This window comes from Bacillus spongiae, assembly GCF_037120725.1.
GTDB classification, from domain to species: domain Bacteria; phylum Bacillota; class Bacilli; order Bacillales; family Bacillaceae_K; genus Bacillus_CI; species Bacillus_CI spongiae.
The window spans coordinates 206,734-226,167 of the sequence record NZ_JBBAXC010000006.1; the positions used below are offsets into that span (position 1 = coordinate 206,734).

At 36.2% G+C, this 19,434-nt stretch carries 20 protein-coding genes; 17 read left to right on the forward strand and 3 right to left on the reverse strand.

All coding sequences use genetic code 11. The features are described from left to right. Positions 1 to 103 precede the first annotated feature (103 nt). Positions 104 to 1,894 (reverse strand): methyl-accepting chemotaxis protein, encoded by a 1,791-nt coding sequence (locus WAK64_RS09580; protein ID WP_336586740.1) that lies wholly within the window; start codon positions 1,892 to 1,894, stop codon positions 104 to 106. Positions 1,895 to 2,149: 255 nt separating this feature from the next. On the opposite strand from WAK64_RS09580, the gene WAK64_RS09585 reads away from it, so the two are divergent. The 11 genes from WAK64_RS09585 (at position 2,150) to WAK64_RS09635 (ending at position 13,049) form a co-directional block, all read left to right on the forward strand. Continuing rightward, the gene (locus tag WAK64_RS09585; protein ID WP_336586790.1) at positions 2,150 to 3,619 is read left to right on the forward strand and encodes an NAD(P)/FAD-dependent oxidoreductase; all 1,470 of its coding nucleotides are present in this window, start codon (positions 2,150 to 2,152) and stop codon (positions 3,617 to 3,619) included. 143 nt (positions 3,620 to 3,762) lie between these two features. Next, positions 3,763 to 5,091, forward strand: a complete 1,329-nt coding sequence (locus WAK64_RS09590) for an aspartate aminotransferase family protein (protein WP_336586741.1) — start codon at positions 3,763 to 3,765, stop codon at positions 5,089 to 5,091. A gap of 17 nt (positions 5,092 to 5,108) precedes the next feature. Beyond that, complete coding sequence (locus tag WAK64_RS09595; RefSeq protein ID WP_336586742.1) at positions 5,109 to 5,816, forward strand: CoA transferase subunit A; 708 nt, start codon at positions 5,109 to 5,111, stop codon at positions 5,814 to 5,816. Beyond that, positions 5,783 to 6,451: a 3-oxoacid CoA-transferase subunit B gene (locus tag WAK64_RS09600; protein ID WP_336586743.1), complete on the forward strand. Its 669-nt coding sequence runs from the start codon at positions 5,783 to 5,785 to the stop codon at positions 6,449 to 6,451. Before WAK64_RS09595 ends, WAK64_RS09600 begins: the two co-directional genes overlap by 34 nt. 14 nt (positions 6,452 to 6,465) lie before the next feature. After that, positions 6,466 to 7,737 carry a peptidase gene (locus WAK64_RS09605; RefSeq protein WP_336586744.1) on the forward strand — a complete coding sequence of 424 codons (1,272 nt, stop codon included), beginning with the start codon at positions 6,466 to 6,468 and terminating at the stop codon, positions 7,735 to 7,737. A 52-nt stretch (positions 7,738 to 7,789) separates the two neighbouring features. Beyond that, complete coding sequence (locus WAK64_RS09610) at positions 7,790 to 9,208, forward strand: aldehyde dehydrogenase family protein (protein WP_336586745.1); 1,419 nt, start codon at positions 7,790 to 7,792, stop codon at positions 9,206 to 9,208. A 21-nt stretch (positions 9,209 to 9,229) separates the two neighbouring features. Further along, positions 9,230 to 10,063: a putative beta-lysine N-acetyltransferase gene (gene ablB, locus WAK64_RS09615; protein WP_419465921.1), complete on the forward strand. Its 834-nt coding sequence runs from the start codon at positions 9,230 to 9,232 to the stop codon at positions 10,061 to 10,063. Positions 10,064 to 10,098: 35 nt separating this feature from the next. Beyond that, positions 10,099 to 11,517 (forward strand): lysine 2,3-aminomutase, encoded by a 1,419-nt coding sequence (kamA, locus tag WAK64_RS09620; RefSeq protein WP_336586791.1) that lies wholly within the window; start codon positions 10,099 to 10,101, stop codon positions 11,515 to 11,517. Then, on the forward strand, positions 11,510 to 11,797 hold the full coding sequence (locus WAK64_RS09625; protein ID WP_336586747.1) for a YokU family protein: 288 nt from the start codon (positions 11,510 to 11,512) through the stop codon (positions 11,795 to 11,797). Before kamA ends, WAK64_RS09625 begins: the two co-directional genes overlap by 8 nt. A 68-nt stretch (positions 11,798 to 11,865) precedes the next feature. Beyond that, on the forward strand, positions 11,866 to 12,123 hold the full coding sequence (locus WAK64_RS09630; protein ID WP_336586748.1) for a YozE family protein: 258 nt from the start codon (positions 11,866 to 11,868) through the stop codon (positions 12,121 to 12,123). 287 nt (positions 12,124 to 12,410) lie between these two features. Next, positions 12,411 to 13,049, forward strand: coding sequence for a hypothetical protein (locus WAK64_RS09635; RefSeq protein WP_336586749.1), 639 nt, complete (start codon positions 12,411 to 12,413; stop codon positions 13,047 to 13,049). Here WAK64_RS09635 and WAK64_RS09640 read toward each other — a convergent pair. Beyond that, a complete protein-coding gene (locus WAK64_RS09640; protein WP_336586750.1) occupies positions 13,046 to 13,189 on the reverse strand; it encodes a hypothetical protein in 144 nt (47 codons plus the stop codon). The genes WAK64_RS09635 and WAK64_RS09640 overlap by 4 nt on opposite strands. Positions 13,190 to 13,322: 133 nt before the next feature. Between WAK64_RS09640 and WAK64_RS09645 the strand changes: the two genes are divergently transcribed. Beyond that, positions 13,323 to 13,496, forward strand: coding sequence for a YozD family protein (locus WAK64_RS09645; RefSeq protein WP_336586751.1), 174 nt, complete (start codon positions 13,323 to 13,325; stop codon positions 13,494 to 13,496). An 88-nt stretch (positions 13,497 to 13,584) separates the two neighbouring features. Here the strand turns inward: WAK64_RS09645 and WAK64_RS09650 are convergent, their stop codons facing one another. Beyond that, positions 13,585 to 14,658 (reverse strand): DUF2515 family protein, encoded by a 1,074-nt coding sequence (locus WAK64_RS09650; protein WP_336586752.1) that lies wholly within the window; start codon positions 14,656 to 14,658, stop codon positions 13,585 to 13,587. A 244-nt stretch (positions 14,659 to 14,902) separates the two neighbouring features. Here WAK64_RS09650 and WAK64_RS09655 point away from each other — a divergent pair, with 244 nt between their 5' ends. The 5 genes from WAK64_RS09655 (at position 14,903) to WAK64_RS09675 (ending at position 18,949) form a co-directional block, all read left to right on the forward strand. Further along, complete coding sequence (locus tag WAK64_RS09655) at positions 14,903 to 15,673, forward strand: sporulation protein (RefSeq protein ID WP_336586753.1); 771 nt, start codon at positions 14,903 to 14,905, stop codon at positions 15,671 to 15,673. A gap of 84 nt (positions 15,674 to 15,757) precedes the next feature. Then, a complete protein-coding gene (locus WAK64_RS09660) occupies positions 15,758 to 16,093 on the forward strand; it encodes a hypothetical protein (RefSeq protein ID WP_419465922.1) in 336 nt (111 codons plus the stop codon). Between the two features lie 253 nt (positions 16,094 to 16,346). Beyond that, positions 16,347 to 16,493, forward strand: a complete 147-nt coding sequence (locus tag WAK64_RS09665) for a hypothetical protein (protein ID WP_336586755.1) — start codon at positions 16,347 to 16,349, stop codon at positions 16,491 to 16,493. Positions 16,494 to 17,518: 1,025 nt separating this feature from the next. Next, the gene (locus tag WAK64_RS09670; protein ID WP_336586756.1) at positions 17,519 to 18,244 is read left to right on the forward strand and encodes a hypothetical protein; all 726 of its coding nucleotides are present in this window, start codon (positions 17,519 to 17,521) and stop codon (positions 18,242 to 18,244) included. A 246-nt stretch (positions 18,245 to 18,490) separates the two neighbouring features. Continuing rightward, positions 18,491 to 18,949, forward strand: coding sequence for an SMI1/KNR4 family protein (locus WAK64_RS09675; protein ID WP_336586757.1), 459 nt, complete (start codon positions 18,491 to 18,493; stop codon positions 18,947 to 18,949). Positions 18,950 to 19,434 lie beyond the last annotated feature (485 nt).

The window sequence follows — 19,434 nt, forward strand, 5'->3', positions numbered from 1 at the left end:
AAGGAAGAATATTAAACCCTATAAAAAAAATGTAGTGATAAAGTAACTCAAAAAAGGCATTGCTTACAAGCAATGCCTTTTAGACTACAATAAATAAATTTTCTTAAATTTTAAAATTCCCCACTACATCACGTAATTTTTCAGCTTGAATGGATAATTCTGAAGCAGATGCGGTGATCTGTTCCATTGCAGCAGATCCCTCTTCAGAAGCGGCAGCGGTCGTTTCAGTGTTTAATGCTGTGCTTGAAGCAATTTCATTTACATACGTGAAGGATGAAGCAACTTCATTGCTTAATGTCAAGGTATGATGGATTTGTTGAACCATTTCATCCATGACATCAAATGTTGAGGTTGAGTGAGATAAAATCCTCTCTAGTGAGTTAATCGTCTCATTAGATGTTTCCACTCCGGAAATGACTTCTTTTACACCTTCGCGGTTTTGCTCGATAATTTTTGTTACTTCCTCTTGTATCGAATAGACAATTTTAGTGACTTCCCTTGCGGCTCCTTGTGACTGCTCAGCAAGCTTTCTGACCTCATCTGCTACAACAGCAAACCCTCGACCATGTTCTCCTGCTCTAGCTGCTTCAATTGCAGCATTTAATGCCAGTAAATTGGTTTGTTCTGAAATTTCTGTAATAGTTTTAATAATGGAGGTGATTTCTTCCGACTTTTTGCCTAGTGCTTTTACAGTATCTGATGTGTTTGCCATCATTTCTTCGATGTTCATCATTTTTGCAGAAGAGCTATTTACTGAATCGCTTCCTACCTCAGCTGCTTCCTTCGTATTAAGTGCTGAGCTTTTAACGACCTCAGCATTTTTGGAAAGGGTTGTTGCAGCTTCTTCAAGCGCCTGCATTTTATCTAGAGAGTCAGTCATTTTGTTTGTCGTTTCCTCACTACCAGCAGCAATCTGAGTAGAAGTTTCTGCTATGGAAACAATGGTTTTGGTTGTTTCCTCAGCTGATGCTAAAAGCTGTTCTGAGCTGGCTGAGACGTTTTCAGCCATAAATGATACTTCATAAACAAGCTTTCCAATTCCTTCAATAAGTAAATTCGTATCATCTGCTAGTTTAGCAAGCTCATCCTTTGACGTTACTTTAATTCGTTTCGTTAAATCTCCACCAGCATTAGCAATCTCTAAAATAGACGAGCTGATTTTGTTCGTATTTCGAGTAATCGTTATGGATAGGATAATGGCAAAAATAATGGAAAGTATACTAGCAACTATGGCTAAACTGACCGTTACATTTTTTGATAGTGCTACTTGATCTTTAAGTTCTGTAATCCGTGTGTCCGTCGTTAATAATTGGTCCTCAACAATTAATTCTACGTATGTACCAATTGAATCCATGTATTTTTTACCTTGTCCAGTAGAAACAATTTCTTGTGCCTCTTTAGCAAATCCTGCCTTTCGTTTGTCTACAACGCGGTCAATCCACTTTATCCATAAATTAAAATTAGTTTGGATCTTCCCTAACCTATCCGACTGCTCTTCTTGACCAGAATAGGTACGTTCAAGAAAAAGAAAATGTTCAGGAATCGACTCTTTTCCTTTTACATATGGTTCTAAAAATTCTTCATTTCCTGTAATGACATATCCTCTTGCACCTGTTTCAATATTTAACAGCGAGGAGTTCAGGAATGCCAATTGGTTTTGAACCTCCACATCTCTTTCTAAAAGGGTATTCATTTCATTATCTAGCTTGGTCATGTTGGCATTAAACGTAAAAGCAATCCCAATTAATACGAAAGAAAGAAAAACAAAAGAAAGGATTACCTTCCCTCGAATCGTTCGGTAAAGGCGAAAAGGCTTTACCCATGATTTTTGTTCACTTTTCAGGTTAGAAGGTTTTTTTCTTTTTGATAAAAAAGAGAAGTTTACTATTTTCACATAATTCCCCCTTTTGTAAAGTTGTAATAATTCTAACATTATTATGCAGGTAGTAGTCATATTTATCTACAAAATATTTGAAAAATTTCTCTGGCTCTGTCGAAATATCGAAGAAAATAAGAGGAGGGAATGAGTGTTATTACCGAACGATTATATATGATAAATAATAAAAGTTCGGAAAATGGTTGTAATCGTCTTGATATTTTGATATATTTACCGTTGTGGTTAGTAAAACACGAAAAGAGGTAATGGATGATGAGAACCGAATATGATGTGATTATTGTTGGAGCTGGACCTGCTGGAATTTTTGCCAGCTATGAAATGACGTTAAAATTACCTAATGCTAAAGTGTTATTAGTAGATAAAGGACATGATATTTATAGGAGAAATTGCCCGATATTGCAAAAAAAGATTGAAAAATGTCCTCCAGCAGTAGGGCGGAAGGAATTTGCAGGTTGTCTCCCAGCCTGCTCAATTACGAACGGCTTTGGTGGAGCAGGTGCCTATTCTGACGGAAAGTTTAATATTACAAGTGAGTTTGGAGGTTGGATGACCGATTATTTACCAAACTCAAAGGTCGAAGAGTTAATAAGATACGTTGACCAGATTAATTTACAACACGGTGCAACAGAGAATATAACAGACCCTTTAACTCCTGAAGTACGAGATATTGAAAAAAGAGGGTACGCTGCAGGATTAAAATTGTTAAGAGCACAAGTTAGGCACCTTGGCACAGAACAGAACCTAGAAATTTTGAAAAATATTTATGAATATTTAAAAGATAAGGTCGAAATGACGTTTAAAACAGAAGTAGAGGACTTTCTAACAGAGAAGGATGCTGATAGAAAGTACACAATGAAAGGAATTACGTTAAAAGACGGAACGAATTTATATGCTAAAAAAGTGATGGTTGCTCCAGGGCGTGATGGCTCAACATGGCTTGCAAAGCTATTAAAGAAAAGACGATTAAGAATGTTAAACAACCAAGTAGATATTGGTGTGAGAGTTGAAACTTCTGATATTGTCATGGAGGAAATTAATACTCACCTTTATGAAGGCAAGTTTGTCTATAATACATCGGTTGGTACAAAGGTCCGTACATTTTGTAGTAACCCTTCAGGACATGTTGTAGTGGAAAATCATTCAGGTACCATGTTAGCAAATGGACATGCTTATAAAGACCCAACTTTAGGAAGTGAGAATACCAATTTTGCGTTGCTCGTTTCTCATACTTTTTCAGATCCGTTCGATCAACCGAATGAATATGCGCATGAAGTATCCACATTAGCCAATCGCTTATCAAATGGTGGACTTATTGTCCAAAAATATGGAGACATTTTAAAAGGAAGAAGGTCAACCGTAAAACGTATTCAAGAAGGGTTTTTAGAACCAACTTTAAAAGAAGCCGTTCCAGGAGATTTAGGACTAGTTCTTCCATACAATACAATGAAAAGTTTAATTGAAATGACAGAAGCATTGGACCATGTTACACCTGGTATTGCCTCTGAACATACGTTATTTTATGGAGTAGAGGCAAAGTTTTATTCAGCACGCCCCAAATTGAATAATCGTTTTGAAACTGAAATTTCAGGCTTGTATGTTGGAGGGGATGGAGCTGGAATTACACGTGGGCTCGCACAGGCGGGTGCATGTGGCGTTTGGATTGCAAGAGACATGATTAATAAACTAGAAAATAAGAAAATGCTTGAATCAGTCAATCATTAAGTTGAAAGGTCCGACTCTAGTTACAGGAGTCGGACTTTTCATGTTTTTTGAAAAGAGATTTTCAAGTAAGAAAGATTTCGGAATTCCTTACATAGATATGAATTAAAAGAATAATTGCATTTAATATGCTTAGGAGGGATTCTATGTCCCGTTCATATTTAATAAAACCGTTTCTAGATAAGAATTACCCTTTAGTGGATTATGGAAAAGGGGTCTATGTATTTGACAAAAATGGAAAAGATTATCTAGACGCATGTTCAGGAGCTGTTACGGCGAATATTGGTCACGGGATGGAAGAAATCATTTCTAAAATGAGCCTACAAGGAAATAAAATTGCTTTTGTTTACCGTTCGCAATTTACGAATGAACCTGCGGAAGCCCTTGCCGAACTGCTGGCAAAAAAAGCACCACAGACGCCGTATTGCTTTTTTGTTAATAGTGGTTCAGAAGCGGTCGAAACAGCGATGAAAATTGCTATTCAATATTGGCAAGAGAAAGGGAGGAAAGGGAAAAAAATTATCTTATCACGCTGGTTAAGCTATCACGGGATCACTATGGGTGCACTAAGTATGTCTGGTCATTCTGTTAGAAGAGAGCGTTTTGAAAGTCATTTAGAAGAGCGTCCAGTACTAGAGCCGCCATATTGTTATCGGTGTCCATTTGACCTAGAGTATCCAAACTGTCAATTGAAATGTGCTAACCAACTGGATTTAATGATTGAAAGAATTGGATCTGATAACATTGCCGCTTTTATTGCAGAGCCAATTATTGGTGCTGCTGGTGGAGCGATTGTTCCAACAAAAGACTATTATCAACGTATTAAAGAAATTTGTGACAAACACAATCTGCTGTTTATTGTTGATGAAGTGATGACAGGCTGTGGCAGAACGGGGAGTTTTTTAGCGATTGAGGATTGGGGTGTAGAGGCAGATATTGTTGCAATAGGAAAGGGTTTATCAGCAGGTTATTCACCGATTGCGGCAACGTTAGTGTCTAATAATATTATTAAAGAAATTCAAACAGGAAGCAGAGTTTTGATGAGCGGTCATACGTATAGTGCTAATCCATTGTCAGCAACTGCTGCATTAGCCGTACTGCAATTAATTGATAATGAGAAAATCTTAGAAAACGTACCAACGAAAAGTAAAGAGCTCCTCCATTATTTAAATTTATTAAAAGAAAGGTTTTCATTGATTGGTGATGTAAGAGGGAAGGGAATGTTATTTGGGCTTGAATTCATTAATGGACAAGATCACCAGCCATTGCCAAGTGAATGGACACCTCGTCTAGTTGCTATTGCAGAAAAAGAAGGGCTACTTATATACCCTGCAGGAGCTGGATTAGATGGTAAAAGCGGGACGGCCATTTTAGTTGCTCCACCCTTAACGATAAAAAGTAGTGAAATTAAAGAATTATATCACAGGCTATATTCTGTCATTGAGGCATTTGAAAAAGAAATCATTCAAGCTTAAGAAAAAGGGGAATTGAAATGAATGGATGGGAGAAAGTGTGTGAGTTAAAAGATCTTAGCAAAGTATTTAATGATGGAATGACGTTAATGTTTGGGGGCTTCGGAGGAGTCGGTTCCCCTCCTTCACTGATTGAATTTATATTAGAGCTAGGTATTAAAGACTTGACGATTATTGGGAATGATACAGGATTTCCTTCTATAGGGATCGGGAAGTTGATTGCCAATCGAAGAGTCAAAAAAGTCATTGCTTCGCATATTGGGTCTAATCCAATTGCTGGTACGATGCGAGAGAGTGGTGAGCTTGACATTGAATTTTCGCCTCAAGGAATATTAGCTGAGCGTATTAGAGCAGGAGGAGTGGGTTTGGAGGGAATCATTACTCAGATTGGAGTAGATGACCCTTTATTATCGATAGGGAAAGAAAAAATAATGGTGAATGGAACGTCTTGTTTAGTGGAAACACCTTTAACAGCCGATGTATCCATTATTTATGGAAAACAGGCGGATCATTTTGGGAATATCACTTATGAAATGAGCGCAAGAAATACAAATCCCCTTGTTGCAATGGCTGGAAAGTACACCATTGCTGAAGTAGAAGAGATTGTCGAAAGTGGGGAATTAAACCCCGAACATATTATTACCTCTGGGGTTTTTGTTAACTCTATTATTCGGACGAAAGGGGTGAACTGGAAATGGATGTGGGAGATGGATGGAAATATAAACTAGCAAAACGAGCTGCAGAAGAAATTCAAAACAGGATGATTGTCAATCTAGGTATTGGAATCCCCTCCTTCATTCCGAATTATTTACCTCCTGAAAGAAGAGTGTTTTTTCATGGAGAGAACGGAGTGATTGGATTGGGGCCTTCACCTGCAAGAGGGGAAGAAGAAGAGAATTTATGTAATGCAGGTGGATTTCCAGTTACGTTGCAGCATGGTGGTTCCTATTGTGATAGTGCGGAGGCTTTTGCCATCATTCGAAATCGTCATATTGATATGTCCGTGCTAGGTGCTCTTCAAGTAAGCAGTCAAGGTGACTTAGCAAACTGGATTATTCCAGGAAAAAAAGTTCCTGGTATGGGGGGAGCCACTGAGTTAGCTTCAAGAGCGAAAAAGGTCATTATTTTAATGTCCCAATGCAATAAAAAGGGTGAAAGTAAGCTAGTCACAACATGTACATTACCCTTAACGGCTAAACAGTGCGTGGATATGGTGATAACCGAAATGGGTGTTTATGAAATTTGTGAAGAAGGGTTTAAATTGGTGGAGCTTTTTCATCCTTTTTCGATAGAAGAAGTTAGGCAAAGAACAAATGCGACTTTAATGATTTCTAACAACTTAATAAAAAGAAATGATAGTTGAAAGGAGGAGAACGAGTGACCATTCAAGAACGTATTAATAACTGGGTACGACAAAATCAAAATAATGGAATACAATTACTCAAAAAGCTTATAGGGGAAGAGTCTGTAAGAGGGAATGAGCAGAAAGCACAAGCTGTTATTATAGAAAAATGCAGAGAGCTTGGCTTGACATTAGATATTTTTGATATTGATGTTAACGAAGTAAAGGACCATGAATTTTTTTCATGTGACCGTAAAGATTTTCAAGATCAACCAAATGTTGTAGCCATTTGGAAAGGGTCTGGTGGAGGAAAATCGATCATATTAAATAGCCATATAGATGTTGTCCCAGAAGGTGATCGATCAAACTGGACGAATCCCCCGTTTTCTCCAGAAATTATAAATGGCAAATGCTACGGAAGAGGAACAACAGATATGAAAGGGGGAACGGTATCGTTATTATTAGCAATTGAAGCATTAAAACATCTTCAGATTCGTTTAAAAGGTGATGTCATTTTTCAAAGCGTTATTGAAGAAGAAAGTGGTGGTACAGGGACACTAGCAACCGTTTTGAGAGGGTATAAAGCGGATGGTGCTCTTATTCCTGAGCCTACAAATTTAAAGCTCTTTCCGAAACAACAAGGTTCAATGTGGTTTCGAATAAAAGTGAAAGGGAAAAGTGCTCATGGTGGCACACGATATGAAGGTGTAAGTGCGATAGAAAAGGCTTATAAAGTAATAGAGTCTCTTGAAGAGTTAGAGAAAACAAGAAATGATCGTATTAGCGATCCTTTATATAACGGTATTCCTATACCTGTTCCAATTAATATTGGCAAGATATATGGTGGTGAATGGCCTTCGTCCGTCCCTGATTTAGTTTCTGTAGAAGGAAGAATTGGGGTCGCACCAAGTGAACAAGGGGATAAAGTAAAGAAAGAGTTACGTGAAAAAATAGACGCTTTAGGTGAAGACGATTCCTGGTTTAAAAAGAATCCCCCAGAATTAGAATGGTTTGGAGGTCACTGGCAATCTAGTGATTTACCTGAGGGGCATGAACTTTTGTTAGCGCTTACAAGCAGTTATCAAGATATGCTCCATACTCAACCTATAATTCAAGCATCTCCATGGGGGACTGATGGAGGGATATTATGGAAGGCGGGTCATATTCCAGTTGTTATATTTGGACCAGGCACAACGGAAGTAGCACATGACAGCGATGAGTATATAGAGTTAGAGAACATGTTTCAATGTGCTGAAGTTTACGCTCAAATGCTCGTGAAATGGTGTGGCATTAGTACAGAACATTGAATAAGTATCCGGCTCTCTAATTTAGCAGCCCAGATTAAAGGAGGAGATTTTCATGACTCAACACCTTTGGATTAATGGGAAAGAAACATCAACTGACAGCTATCAAACACTTCTTTCACCCTATTCGAATAAAGTGATCGGTAAGGTGGCTCTTGGTGAGGAGCAGCATGTGAAGTTAGCGATTGAAGCAGCAAGCACTGCTTTCACACAATTTAAGAGGATGCCCGCGTATAAACGTGCCGAAATCTTAGAACGAGTGGTGCAAATGATGAAGGAAGAAAAAGAGGAATGTGCGGAGCTGATTGCAAAAGAAGCAGCTAAACCATTGAAGGATGCGTTAACGGAAGTAGATAGAACCATTATGACCTATACCTTCGCTGCTCAAGAGGCAAGAAGACTATACGGTCAATCACTTCCAATGGATGCTGCTCCAGGAGGCGAAAATCGAATTGCCTATACTGTAAGAGAGCCTCTAGGTGTGATTGCGGCCATTACACCGTTTAATTTTCCTATGAACTTAGTTGCACATAAAGTGGGTCCTGCGATTGCTGCAGGAAATTCGATTGTTTTGAAGCCTGCTAGCCAAACCCCTTTATCAGCCTATAAAATTGCAGCGTTATTTGATCGTGCCGGTCTTCCAGATGGTGTTCTAAATGTTGTGACAGGAAGGGGAAGTAAGCTCGGTGATACCTTAATTACAAGCGATGAAGTAAAGATGGTTACCTTTACAGGAAGCCCGAAAGTAGGAGCGGCTATTCGTCAAAAAGCGGGGTTAAAGAAGGTAACGCTCGAGCTAGGCTCTAACTCAGCGGTTATTGTGGATGAGGATACAAATATTGAGGAGAATATTGGCAGGATTGTAAAAGGAGCCTTTGCTTACCAAGGCCAAGTTTGCATATCTGTTCAACGTATTTATGTTGAAGCAAGCATTTATGAAAAGTTTATTGATGCATTTATAAATGAAGTAAAGTCCTTAACTTTAGGAGATCCATTATCCAAAAATACCGACGTATCTGCCTTAATTTCACCTAAAGAAATAAAGAGAGTTCAATCCTGGATTGACGAAGCGGTGGAACAGGGGGCTATTCTTCAACATGGTGGGCAAGTAGAAGATGGAATGTTACAGCCAACTGTCATTCTTCATGCTCCTCAACATGTGAGGGTTTCATGTGAGGAAGTATTTGCACCGATTGTTACGATCAATTCGTTCACCCATTTTAATGAGGTGGTTAAAGAGGTGAATAATTCCAAGTATGGTTTACAAGCAGGTGTATATACGAAAGATATAAATAAAGCATTTTGGGCAGCGAAAGAATTAGAGGTAGGCGGAGTCATGATAAATGAAATACCCACATTCCGAGTGGACCATATGCCATATGGTGGTGTGAAAGAAAGTGGAATGGGTAGGGAAGGAATTCAATATGCAATCGAAGAAATGACAGAATTAAAATTAATATCAATTAAGCTTTAAAGAAATTGTGGGGTGTTGTCATTGAAGGCAAGTGTGGAGGTTTTTCAGGAACCAACCTTTTATGCTCAATTGTATTGTGATCCATATAATCGAAGAATTCGCATTGATCAATATAGAGGGGATCTTACAGAACTTCATCGAGTGGTATGTGAGAAAGCTACTCAACTTTCAGCAGAAAAAATCATAATAAAGGTAAGGCAAGAGCATATAAAAACCTTTTTAACACTGGGGTATAGTATTGAAGGGGTTATCGACGGATATTATCGGGGAAGTGATGCTTGGATGCTTTCCTTATTTCTTCATGATTCAAGAAGAAATAGTCTGTATCATCGTCAAGAAGATGAAGTAATTGAAAAAATTCAGCACCTACCCTATGTAGGTAACGGAAGCTCAGCCAATACATTAAAAAAGGCGGGGTACGAGGATGCTAAAGGTTTAGCGGAGCTATATCGAGAAACATTTAAAATCTATCCTGTTCCACTTCATGAAGAAGAATATATTAAACAGTCCATGGATGAGGGAACCATTTTTTATTTCTTCGAAGAAGAGGGAAAAATCATTTCAGCCGCTTCTGCAGAGATTAATAAAGAAGAAAAAAATGCGGAATTAACGGACTGTGCTACTGATCCCGCTTATCGAAAGGGTGGATTAATGAAGCAGCTTCTTGCTCAATTAGAAGCTGATTTGAAAAGGGAAGGAATTTTTTGTTATTACAGCTTGGCCAGAGCCTTATCCTTTGGGATGAATGCTGCGTTTAAACAATTAAACTACTCTTACAGAGGGCGTTTACTTAACAATTGTTATATTTATGATAAGATGGAAGATATGAACATCTGGGTGAAAACAATTAATTGATAGATTGCTATTTTTGGAAGGGGATGGAGAATTTGATGAAAATGGACTTATATAAGCCGAAAAGACACTGGAAGGAAATTGAGCTTTGGAAAGATGTAACAGATGAACAGTGGAATGATTGGCTTTGGCAGTTAACGAATACGATTAGAACACTAGATGATTTAAAAAAGGTGGTCAATTTGACAGAAGAGGAAATTGAAGGGGTAAAAATTTCTACCAAAACCATCCCTCTTAATATTACTCCGTATTATGCATGGTTAATGAATGAAGATAATCCAAAGTGTCCAATACGGATGCAGTCTGTGCCAGTAGGGGAGGAGATTAATAAGACAAGATATGATCTTGAGGATCCCCTCCATGAGGATGAAGATTCACCAGTTCCAGGACTTACTCACCGTTATCCGGATAGAGTTCTCTTTCTAGTTACCAATCAATGTTCTATGTATTGTAGATATTGTACACGTAGAAGGTTTTCAGGACAAATCGGGATGGGAGTACCGAAAAAACAGCTCGACCTCGCAATTGACTACATTCGAAACACACCTGACGTTCGTGATGTACTTCTTTCTGGTGGAGACGGTTTGTTAATAAATGACCAAATATTAGAATATATTTTGAAAAATTTAAGGTCTATTCCACATGTAGAAATCATCCGAATTGGGACACGAGCACCAGTTGTATTTCCGCAAAGGATCACCGAAAACTTATGTAACATTCTTAAAAAGTATCATCCAGTATGGTTAAATACCCATTTTAATACATCAATTGAAATTACTGAAGAATCTAAACGAGCATGCGAAATGTTAGTTGATGCAGGTGTTCCAGTTGGGAACCAAGCAGTCATTTTAGCGGGGATCAATGATAGTGTGGGAATCATGAAAAAGCTAATGCATGACCTAGTGAAGATTCGAGTGCGCCCATATTATATTTATCAGTGTGATTTATCAGAAGGGATTGGCCACTTTAGAGCTCCAGTATCAAAAGGGCTCGAAATTATTGAAGGTCTTAGAGGGCATACATCCGGGTATGCTGTCCCTACTTTTGTTGTTGATGCGCCAGGCGGAGGCGGAAAAATTGCCTTGCAACCAAATTATTTACTTGCCCAAAGTTCAAAAAAGGTCGTATTACGTAATTTTGAAGGTGTTATTACAACGTATCCAGAGCCAGAAAATTATATACCGGGTCAAGCGGATGACTATTTCTATTCAATTTATGAGGAAAGTGACCGTAGTCATTCACCGATTGGTATTTCAGGATTATTGCAGGACGAAAGTGCCACCATTACTCCTCAAGATTTAAATCGAATTCAACGTAGAGAAGGGTATGAAAGTGATCCTGAGCATGCTAGTTTAAAGGATTTTCGTGAGAAGCGAGATCAATTAAAAGAAAAAAAGCATAAGGCTGTGATACAGAAAATTAAATCTGCGGAAAAACAGGAGCAAACAGATGAGTAATGAAGTATGCGATTGGTGTGGGGAAAAATCAATTATAAGTCAGCAACGAACGGTGTATTGGGAGCTTCCTGATGGTACACGAGCCATACAAATAACGGAGACCCCTACAAAGTGTTGTTCAGCATGCCAAATGGAGTATCAATCAGAGAATCTCATTCAAGAATTAGAGGATCAACTTTATTTAGTTGATCAAGCCAAAATTCCAGCGGTCATTACCTTTAAAGAGTTAATGTCTTTACCAAGATTATTAAAGAGAAATTATTTTCGTCTTGACACGTAATGAGTTCGACTTTACGTGATTAATAAAGTACGTTATAGTATTTTTTAAAACTATAGGCGGTTGAATAAATGACAAAATCTTTTTATCACTTTTTAATGAAGTTTCGAGATTCTTCTAGTAGTAAGGACGATATCTCATTATTCGCCAATAATGTATATGAGGATCATAGCTTTCCAAAGCATTCAACAGACTTTTATGAAATAAGTGCTTATTTAGAATTAAACGGAACGTATTTATCCAGTATGAATGTATTTGACGAGGCATGGGAGGAATATGTGTACGTAGAAGACAAGAAAAGTGTAAGTACTCCTTCTCATGACGAGTAATTAATGGATAGGTTTCTTACCTTCACTTGCTAAGAAATGTATTTCTTATCTTCATAATGAAAGTAAGTAACTGCAGAAAAAGTTCCTGATTTAATGATGCTATAGAGGATTACTCGAAAAGAATGCAAACTGAAAAAATCTTGATCTTCGGATCAGGATTTTTTTGGTTGAATAACAAGCGATTCGATACATTAATATAACATCTGACTCAATTTCTATTGTTTTTAGACAGAATGTCCACTCCATGCATATAGTAATAAAAAGAGACATCAAGGAGATGGGAGGAAATGAATAAAAATCAGAAACCTAGGTTTCAAATAGGAGACACCATCGTTATTGGCATTTATGGTACGGTTGGCATTATTACAGATATTAAGAGAATGGAGGGTGAAATTTTATATGAAGTAAATGAAAGTGAGGGGTTATTTAGAGAAGAGGTCTTATTTTTATTAGACGAATATGAAGGGGTCTTAGTGGAAAAAGAACAGATTGATATTCAATACGGCTTCTTCTTTGGCGACCTTGTGAAGGTGAAGGGATTTGAACTAGATTTATTTAAAGTAGTGGGCATACGAACAGAAATTTGGCGTTATCAAGATGATGCTTGGGAGGACATTGTGTATGAATTGACGAGAGTGACAGATGGAGAATGGTTAGAAGCGGATGAAGACGAGCTTTCTCTTATTGCCGAAAGTCACTATGCAGAGGTTTTTCTTAAAGAATATTATATTCTTCATCCAACAATGAATCACTCGTCCACTATTCCTTCTGTAAATAATCATCAGTTTGTAGATTATTTATTAGATAAATATAATGATTATAAAGTCATGTACCAGTTATTTCTAGACCCTCAATACCTAAAAAAAATGGATGGAATCTTACAGCAATTAAAAGAGGCTACATGTTCACGAGATGAATCTGCTTAACTAAGCATCAAGATAAAGAGCGCTATGAAGCAAAATAGAAAGCTAATAAAAGTAACAGAAATAATATTTCTCATCGTCTTCATCACCATTCCATCTTCTTTCTCAAACTCTTCCACTATTCTTTCCTTCCAATAGGTCATGGACAAGATCAACTCCGATCATCTAATGATATTTCATAAATATGCATGTCTTAAGAAAAACATACCGAAGAAAAAGTGAGATAGCATAACTTTGTTTATCACTTCATAGATTGTAAACAAAGGAGGCGATACAATGCGGGAAATTGAAGTTATTATTGATACCGAAGAAATTGCAGCCTTTTTCCTTAAAGAGCTAGTATACAGAGGGTATGTTCCATCAGAAGTCGAATTAGAGGAATTAGCTGATATAACATTTGAATACTTAATTGAAAAATGTATTATTGACGAAGAAATTGAAAACCCATAAAGCTATGTTACATCCTTGCGGTATGAAAATAATGGGCACATAACAAATAAGAAGGGCAATCCTTTTGTATAAAGGGGTTGCCCTTTTCTTATAACAGGATAGATTTTTGGAGACGTTTGATCCACTTTATTTTCTTTGTGTGTAAGGAGGAGAGATCTCGAGGAGATATAATTGGCAATGAGTGAAGCGGTAATAATTTTTTTCGAGAATCATACCATTCTTCTGGACAGGCTAACGTGTTCTTAACGTCTGTCCACACAGCTGCTAAAGGAGGAGAATGGACGCGGTTATTTTGAATTTCAGCGTGATAGGTCTCAGGCCAATAGTCTTCTCGAGAACCAGTATGGTTAATCTGTTGAGCGAATGAGAAAGCGTGCGCATAAATATCGGAGTGAAATAGCAATTGATATAATTTTTTTCCGGTAGTAATTCTTTGATTAACCTCTTCAAAATGATGGACAGCGGCCCCTGTTAAGCTCCTTTTCTTTTTATTCTTTTTATAAAAAGGAAAAAGGATTGTTGTTAAAGCAAGCCGGTCATGAAAAGTGAATAACATGCTTTGTAAAGAACTAAATGAATTATTATGATTCAACACTCTTTGTTGTAGTAATTGTTGTTCATTGATGATCATGGCTACAGTGAGCATACGCGAATCTTGAGTTCGCCAAAACTCATTCCATAAGACTTTCATGAAAGGAGAAATATTCAATACATCTAATAAATGGAAGAGGGGGAGCCCTCTTTTTTTACTTTCCTGATATAAAAGTAATTGAGGGTAGGCATCTGCAAAAATTTCAAAATTAGCCTTCTCTAAAAAATAGAACAATGACTTTATGTCGTTGTCTTTAAGGATGGATTTGAAGAAAACAGATTGAATATCTGTCATATGATACCCTGCATTGCGTGAAACCATATGTGCAAGGAAGGACCAGTGTATTTCAGGGTATTCTTTATAAAATGATAAGTAGGCATTTGTTCTAGTGATATTATTAAGGTTGTTTTTTTCAACCGAGCGACGAATATTCTGGAGAATTAAATCCTCATCCTTTCCTTTCACGGTAGGTGGACTTTTAACTTGCTCGATATCTTTTCCCAATTTTTGAATAGAGATGAAAGACAGTAAAGGGGTTGCACTCTCTTCCTTAATAAATGATAAAAACAAAAAAACCTCTCCCTTTTGAAACCATTTAATAAGTTATTCGTAAATAAGGATAAGTAACATCCTCTTTGTTAGTACAAACATGGATATTGATGTATTAACGCTTGAATTTTCATTAAATTGTTCATATTTTCATTCGATTTTTGAAGGAATCATCATAGGTAAAGAAGAAACCTTAAAAGAACATTTCAAGCTGAGGGTTAGCACCTTTAGGTCATTGACCAATTGAATCAGGAGGAGAAGAAGAATGTCATTATTTAATAAAGTATTCGCAAGTTTTGGAATTGGCGCAGCAAAAGTAGATACTTCTTTAGAGAAAGGGGTATATGAAGCAGGAGAAACCGTTAACGGAGTTGTTTCTATTGTGGGTGGGAATATCGCTCAAGAAATTGACTCAATCTATTTATCTGTTAATACAACGTATATCCGCGAATCCGACGATCGTAAATTTACAGATACGGCATCCATTTTTAAAACACGTCTGAATGAGCCGTTTATGATTAATGAAAATGAAACAAAAGAAATTCCTTTTTCATTTTTACTCCCATATGATACACCTTTAACATATGGAAATACTCGAGTATGGGTGTCAACAGGGCTAGATATTAAAAATGCTGTTGATCCAACTGACAAAGATTATATCGAAGTAAAGCCAAACCCTTTAACAGAAGAAATCTTGCAATCTGTCCAAAATATTGGGTTTCGAATTCGGGAAGTAGAATGTGAGGTGGCTCCTTCTTCACTTAAGGGAAAATATCCATTTATTCAAGAGTTTGAATTTGTTCCAACTAGTGGGGAATTTAGAGGGAAGCTAGATGAACTTGAAATTAGCTTCTTAAGTCAAAATGAGAATAGTGCAGAACTATTAATGCAAGTAGATCGTAAGGCAAGAGGAATTGGTGGACTGTTAGCAGAAGCTTTCGAAATGGATGAAAGTTTCATTCGAGTTACTGTAACATCTGAAGACATGGTGTCAATAGAACAGAAGTTACTCGATGTAATCCAACGATTTTCTTAATTTTTTTACAAAAAATTTGAAATAGTAGAAGGAATATCCTCCCTTAGTATCTAATTTAAATAATGACTGAAAATTCCGATATTAATGGGAGGGATAGGAGTGCCGTTATTAGAAAAACTAGCAATTCCTCAGTTTGTTAACAAGTTGTACGATATCACGATTTTTCAAACACCTCATTTTGGTCAGAAAAAAGGCTATCTTCAAGTCTATCGTTTAAAAGTGAAAGGTTCTAACCACGATGACATTTTGTATGAAGTTTTCCGCATGTTTAATGTGGGTGATTTAATACCAAAAGATTATACTGCCCGTTACATTCAAACAGGTGACATTATCTTTATTGATGAAGGTAAGTCTGGTCATCATTACTATCGGTTAGAGACAGGTGGTTGGAAGTCTGTCAATCGTGTGCATATTAGATAAAATGGTAACAAAATATAAAGGTAACATAACAACAGAAATAGTAGACCAACTCTTTGGTCTACTATTTCTGTTGTTATTTGGGGTTAAGTGGAGGGGTTAGCATTGGTATAACAAGCAATCGTTTGATGTTTTGGATTGTTCACTGTGCATAATGCGTTGTCATAGATGTATTTTTTTCGTGCAAGTCCATTAACGTCTCTGCAAGTTGAAGGTATCATAATAGATAGGAGAGTTGAGATTAGGAGAAAGTGAAGTGCCAGAACAAAAGAAAGTAAAACAATGGTTACTTTCAATGTTAAAAGAAAAAATTGACCCATTGTGTGATAATGAGAAATTAAAAAGGTCTAAAAATTCTACTACCTTCAAAAGAAAGATTGAAGGTGCAATACAATATTTATAAAAATCGATTACTTTTAAGTTTTGGAGTGTACATGGTTCTTTTATAACTCATCCTAACTGGAGGGCAACTGATTGTATGAACTTCAACATAGTACAAATAAGGGAGGGCAATATGTATCATTTTAGAGTTTCGAATAAGAATAATAAATTAGACTTTGATTTGTTAGACATTTTAGGTCATTATAATAGGCACTGACAAGGATGTAAAATTATTGTCGGACAGAAATTACAATAATATTAAGATCCTGGACTATAATGATTATTTGAACGAAATTCAATTGGAGTCTGGACTTGTTGAAATAAGAGCAGTTGACAGTAGTTACTTTGAGATTCTTACAAGGGAAGTAAAAATTAATAATTGTCTTAAAGATAATTTTGTTAATATTGAAAATGTGATTAGTACAAATTGATAATGAATAAAGACGGTTATCTTAAAAAGTGTTGCTCTCGATGCTCGGATGGAAAGAAGGTACTTATTGTACCTCTTACCGTTCATTGAAAAATATTCATGCAGGGAAAATACTATTAATACATGTATCAAGATCACAGGGAAGCTATCTTAATATGCCCTTTAGATGATAATAGGGCAGTATATGCTGTAGGCTTAGTGCTATATTATTAAAGAAGGAAGACCGATTAATAAATGAATTGATTTAAACAAAAAGAACAATATATTTACGTTTCATTGAAAAACTAAACACATAACCATAGAAACCTTGAGGGAACTTTAATTCTTTCAAGTTTTTTTTGAAAAGCCTACCAGTATTACGAAATTAATTGCATTGACATATATATAAAATCAACCACCTCATTACTCGATTTAAATTTGCACAGAAGAAACAATGTCTGCATTAAAAAGGGAGTAATTCAATTTGTAGTAACTAGAGACGGTCGTAAACTACTCGATATTTCTTAAAACGTTACATAAATTGAATTTCCATAACCGGAGGGTGAAAGAGTTGAATTTGTTAGGGATATACGAGTTCCTACTCAAGGGCAAGTGAAAGACAAATAAGGAGGAAAAATATGATACTAAAAGAATTTGGTTTAGACTTACCTTATCAAACTGAAAAAGATAAAATTGAAGAAATTATGTATGAGAAAAATCTTTCTCATGAAGAAGCAACAAGGTATGATTACGAAGCAAATTGGAAACAGAAACGACGCGTTTTTAGCTTAGAAACTAGGTGTATTACATCTATGTTTGAGCGATTGTTTAGCAAATTCAATACTGTAGATTGTAGGAAGATAATCGTGGAATGTGTTGATAAGGTAGATGATGAACGAATTCTTAATTTTTCAGGAGTTTATACAGTTCAGGTAAAGTTTAGTTTCGATAAGTTTATTGTTTGTAATGATAGAGATAAGAAGAATAGAGCTCTAAATTTATTAATGGAAGGAATAGAGAAAATCAATATAGAAAAAAAGTGGGAAAATACGACGTTCGAAGACGTGTACAATAAAATAATAAGGTTAGATTATAAAAATGAATGGATGTGGGGAAAAACATTAAAGAGCCCAAAGAAAGACAAAATTGCAGTAGTGCTTTGTCAACATGAAGTGAAAGAAATGAGTATTTTTATAGTATTAAAGGATATGCAAGGTATTGAATTAGAGAGAAAGAAAATAATTACTGAATTGCCTGATGAGTTTGCATATGCCAAGCATTTAGGGAAAATAAAATGGGTATCAGACAACGAAGTTAGGCTATATAACAAAAAAGGTACTCAGAGTTGGAGTTATTTAAGGTAGTTAAGTGGTTTTCTGTACTATGATTTTAAGTGCAGAGTCATGCTATGAAAAATAGACTACTCATACGACATTAGGGAGATAACAAGATTAAAGGCAAGGAAGACAAATACTGTGCGGGTATAAAAGAGAATCTACGAACCAATTTATTCAAAGAAAAGCAAAAGTGACAACATTCAAGCATCAATGAGCTGTATCACAATACGAAAAATATCATGGTGTTAAATATAAATAAGGGTGTGTGATAATATGTATTCAAATAAGATTTTAGAAAAAGAAGATGATATTCAGGAGTCCGATTTGGAAGAAGTAGAAATTACTTTTGGTTTTAAATTTCCTACTTCTATTAGAGAGCATTATTTAATGTATAATGGCGGATATCCTGAAAAATCACTATTTGTTGGAGCTGACAATAGTGAACATATAGTGGAGTTTTTTATTCCAGTAAAAAATGAAGAACGAAGTTTACTTAGTATTTTAACGTTACTAGATGATGAACAGATTAAGCCAGTATGGTTAATCCCGTTTGCGGACGAAGATGGTGGTAATTTATTTTGCTTTAGCATTAGGGAAAAAGATAATGGAGCAATTTATTATTATAATCATGAATTTGATTATGGAGAAGATCCAGAAGATTATATCGAGTATTTGTCAGATTCATTACCAAATTTTATAAATAGTCTAATTGAGTATGAAGAAGAAGAATAAAAATTCATAACTTAAGAAGGCAGTACCATCGCCTACTAAACGATCTTTAATTGTAAGAAACCGTAACCAGGCTAATAGAAAGCTGCTTTAATAATTCTATAATTCTTAGGGAAGTATCTCGAATGTGGTGAACCATAAAGTAAAATAAGTAAAGGGTATGGATGTGACGACTTAGGAAATTCTAAAGAGGTCGTGGACAAGGAGCTTAAAAACAATGTGAAATTCACCTGCTCTGCGATTGATGCGTCAACTGACTTACATTATAGTGGTGCTAACTTACAGCTCTAAAAACTAGTCGATTCATTCCCTACCAGGGTAAAGAAATACCTATTGAAAAGGTAGAGGTTAAACAAGAACGTGTAACGGTCTATAATTTTTAAAGTAGACGATCTACATTGTTACTTTGTCTCAAGCCTTAAGATGCAGATACAAAATATGTGTGCTCTTAAGGAAACGGGTAATGCAAAAAGACCAGACGGTTACAA

Excerpts from the sequence above, each read along its gene's own strand:
- WAK64_RS09630 (WP_336586748.1), top strand. The coding sequence starts at position 11,866 with ATGACAAAATCTTTTTATCACTTTTTAATGAAGTTTCGAGATTCTTCT.
- WAK64_RS09655 (WP_336586753.1), top strand. The coding sequence starts at position 14,903 with ATGTCATTATTTAATAAAGTATTCGCAAGTTTTGGAATTGGCGCAGCA.
- WAK64_RS09585 (WP_336586790.1), top strand. The coding sequence starts at position 2,150 with ATGAGAACCGAATATGATGTGATTATTGTTGGAGCTGGACCTGCTGGA.
- kamA (WP_336586791.1), top strand. The coding sequence starts at position 10,099 with ATGAAAATGGACTTATATAAGCCGAAAAGACACTGGAAGGAAATTGAG.
- WAK64_RS09595 (WP_336586742.1), top strand. The coding sequence starts at position 5,109 with ATGAATGGATGGGAGAAAGTGTGTGAGTTAAAAGATCTTAGCAAAGTA.
- WAK64_RS09670 (WP_336586756.1), top strand. The coding sequence starts at position 17,519 with ATGATACTAAAAGAATTTGGTTTAGACTTACCTTATCAAACTGAAAAA.
- WAK64_RS09610 (WP_336586745.1), top strand. The coding sequence starts at position 7,790 with ATGACTCAACACCTTTGGATTAATGGGAAAGAAACATCAACTGACAGC.
- WAK64_RS09640 (WP_336586750.1), bottom strand. The coding sequence starts at position 13,189 with ATGACCTATTGGAAGGAAAGAATAGTGGAAGAGTTTGAGAAAGAAGAT.
- WAK64_RS09600 (WP_336586743.1), top strand. The coding sequence starts at position 5,783 with ATGGATGTGGGAGATGGATGGAAATATAAACTAGCAAAACGAGCTGCA.
- WAK64_RS09645 (WP_336586751.1), top strand. The coding sequence starts at position 13,323 with ATGCGGGAAATTGAAGTTATTATTGATACCGAAGAAATTGCAGCCTTT.
- WAK64_RS09590 (WP_336586741.1), top strand. The coding sequence starts at position 3,763 with ATGTCCCGTTCATATTTAATAAAACCGTTTCTAGATAAGAATTACCCT.
- WAK64_RS09635 (WP_336586749.1), top strand. The coding sequence starts at position 12,411 with ATGAATAAAAATCAGAAACCTAGGTTTCAAATAGGAGACACCATCGTT.
- WAK64_RS09660 (WP_419465922.1), top strand. The coding sequence starts at position 15,758 with ATGGGAGGGATAGGAGTGCCGTTATTAGAAAAACTAGCAATTCCTCAG.
- WAK64_RS09625 (WP_336586747.1), top strand. The coding sequence starts at position 11,510 with ATGAGTAATGAAGTATGCGATTGGTGTGGGGAAAAATCAATTATAAGT.
- WAK64_RS09675 (WP_336586757.1), top strand. The coding sequence starts at position 18,491 with ATGTATTCAAATAAGATTTTAGAAAAAGAAGATGATATTCAGGAGTCC.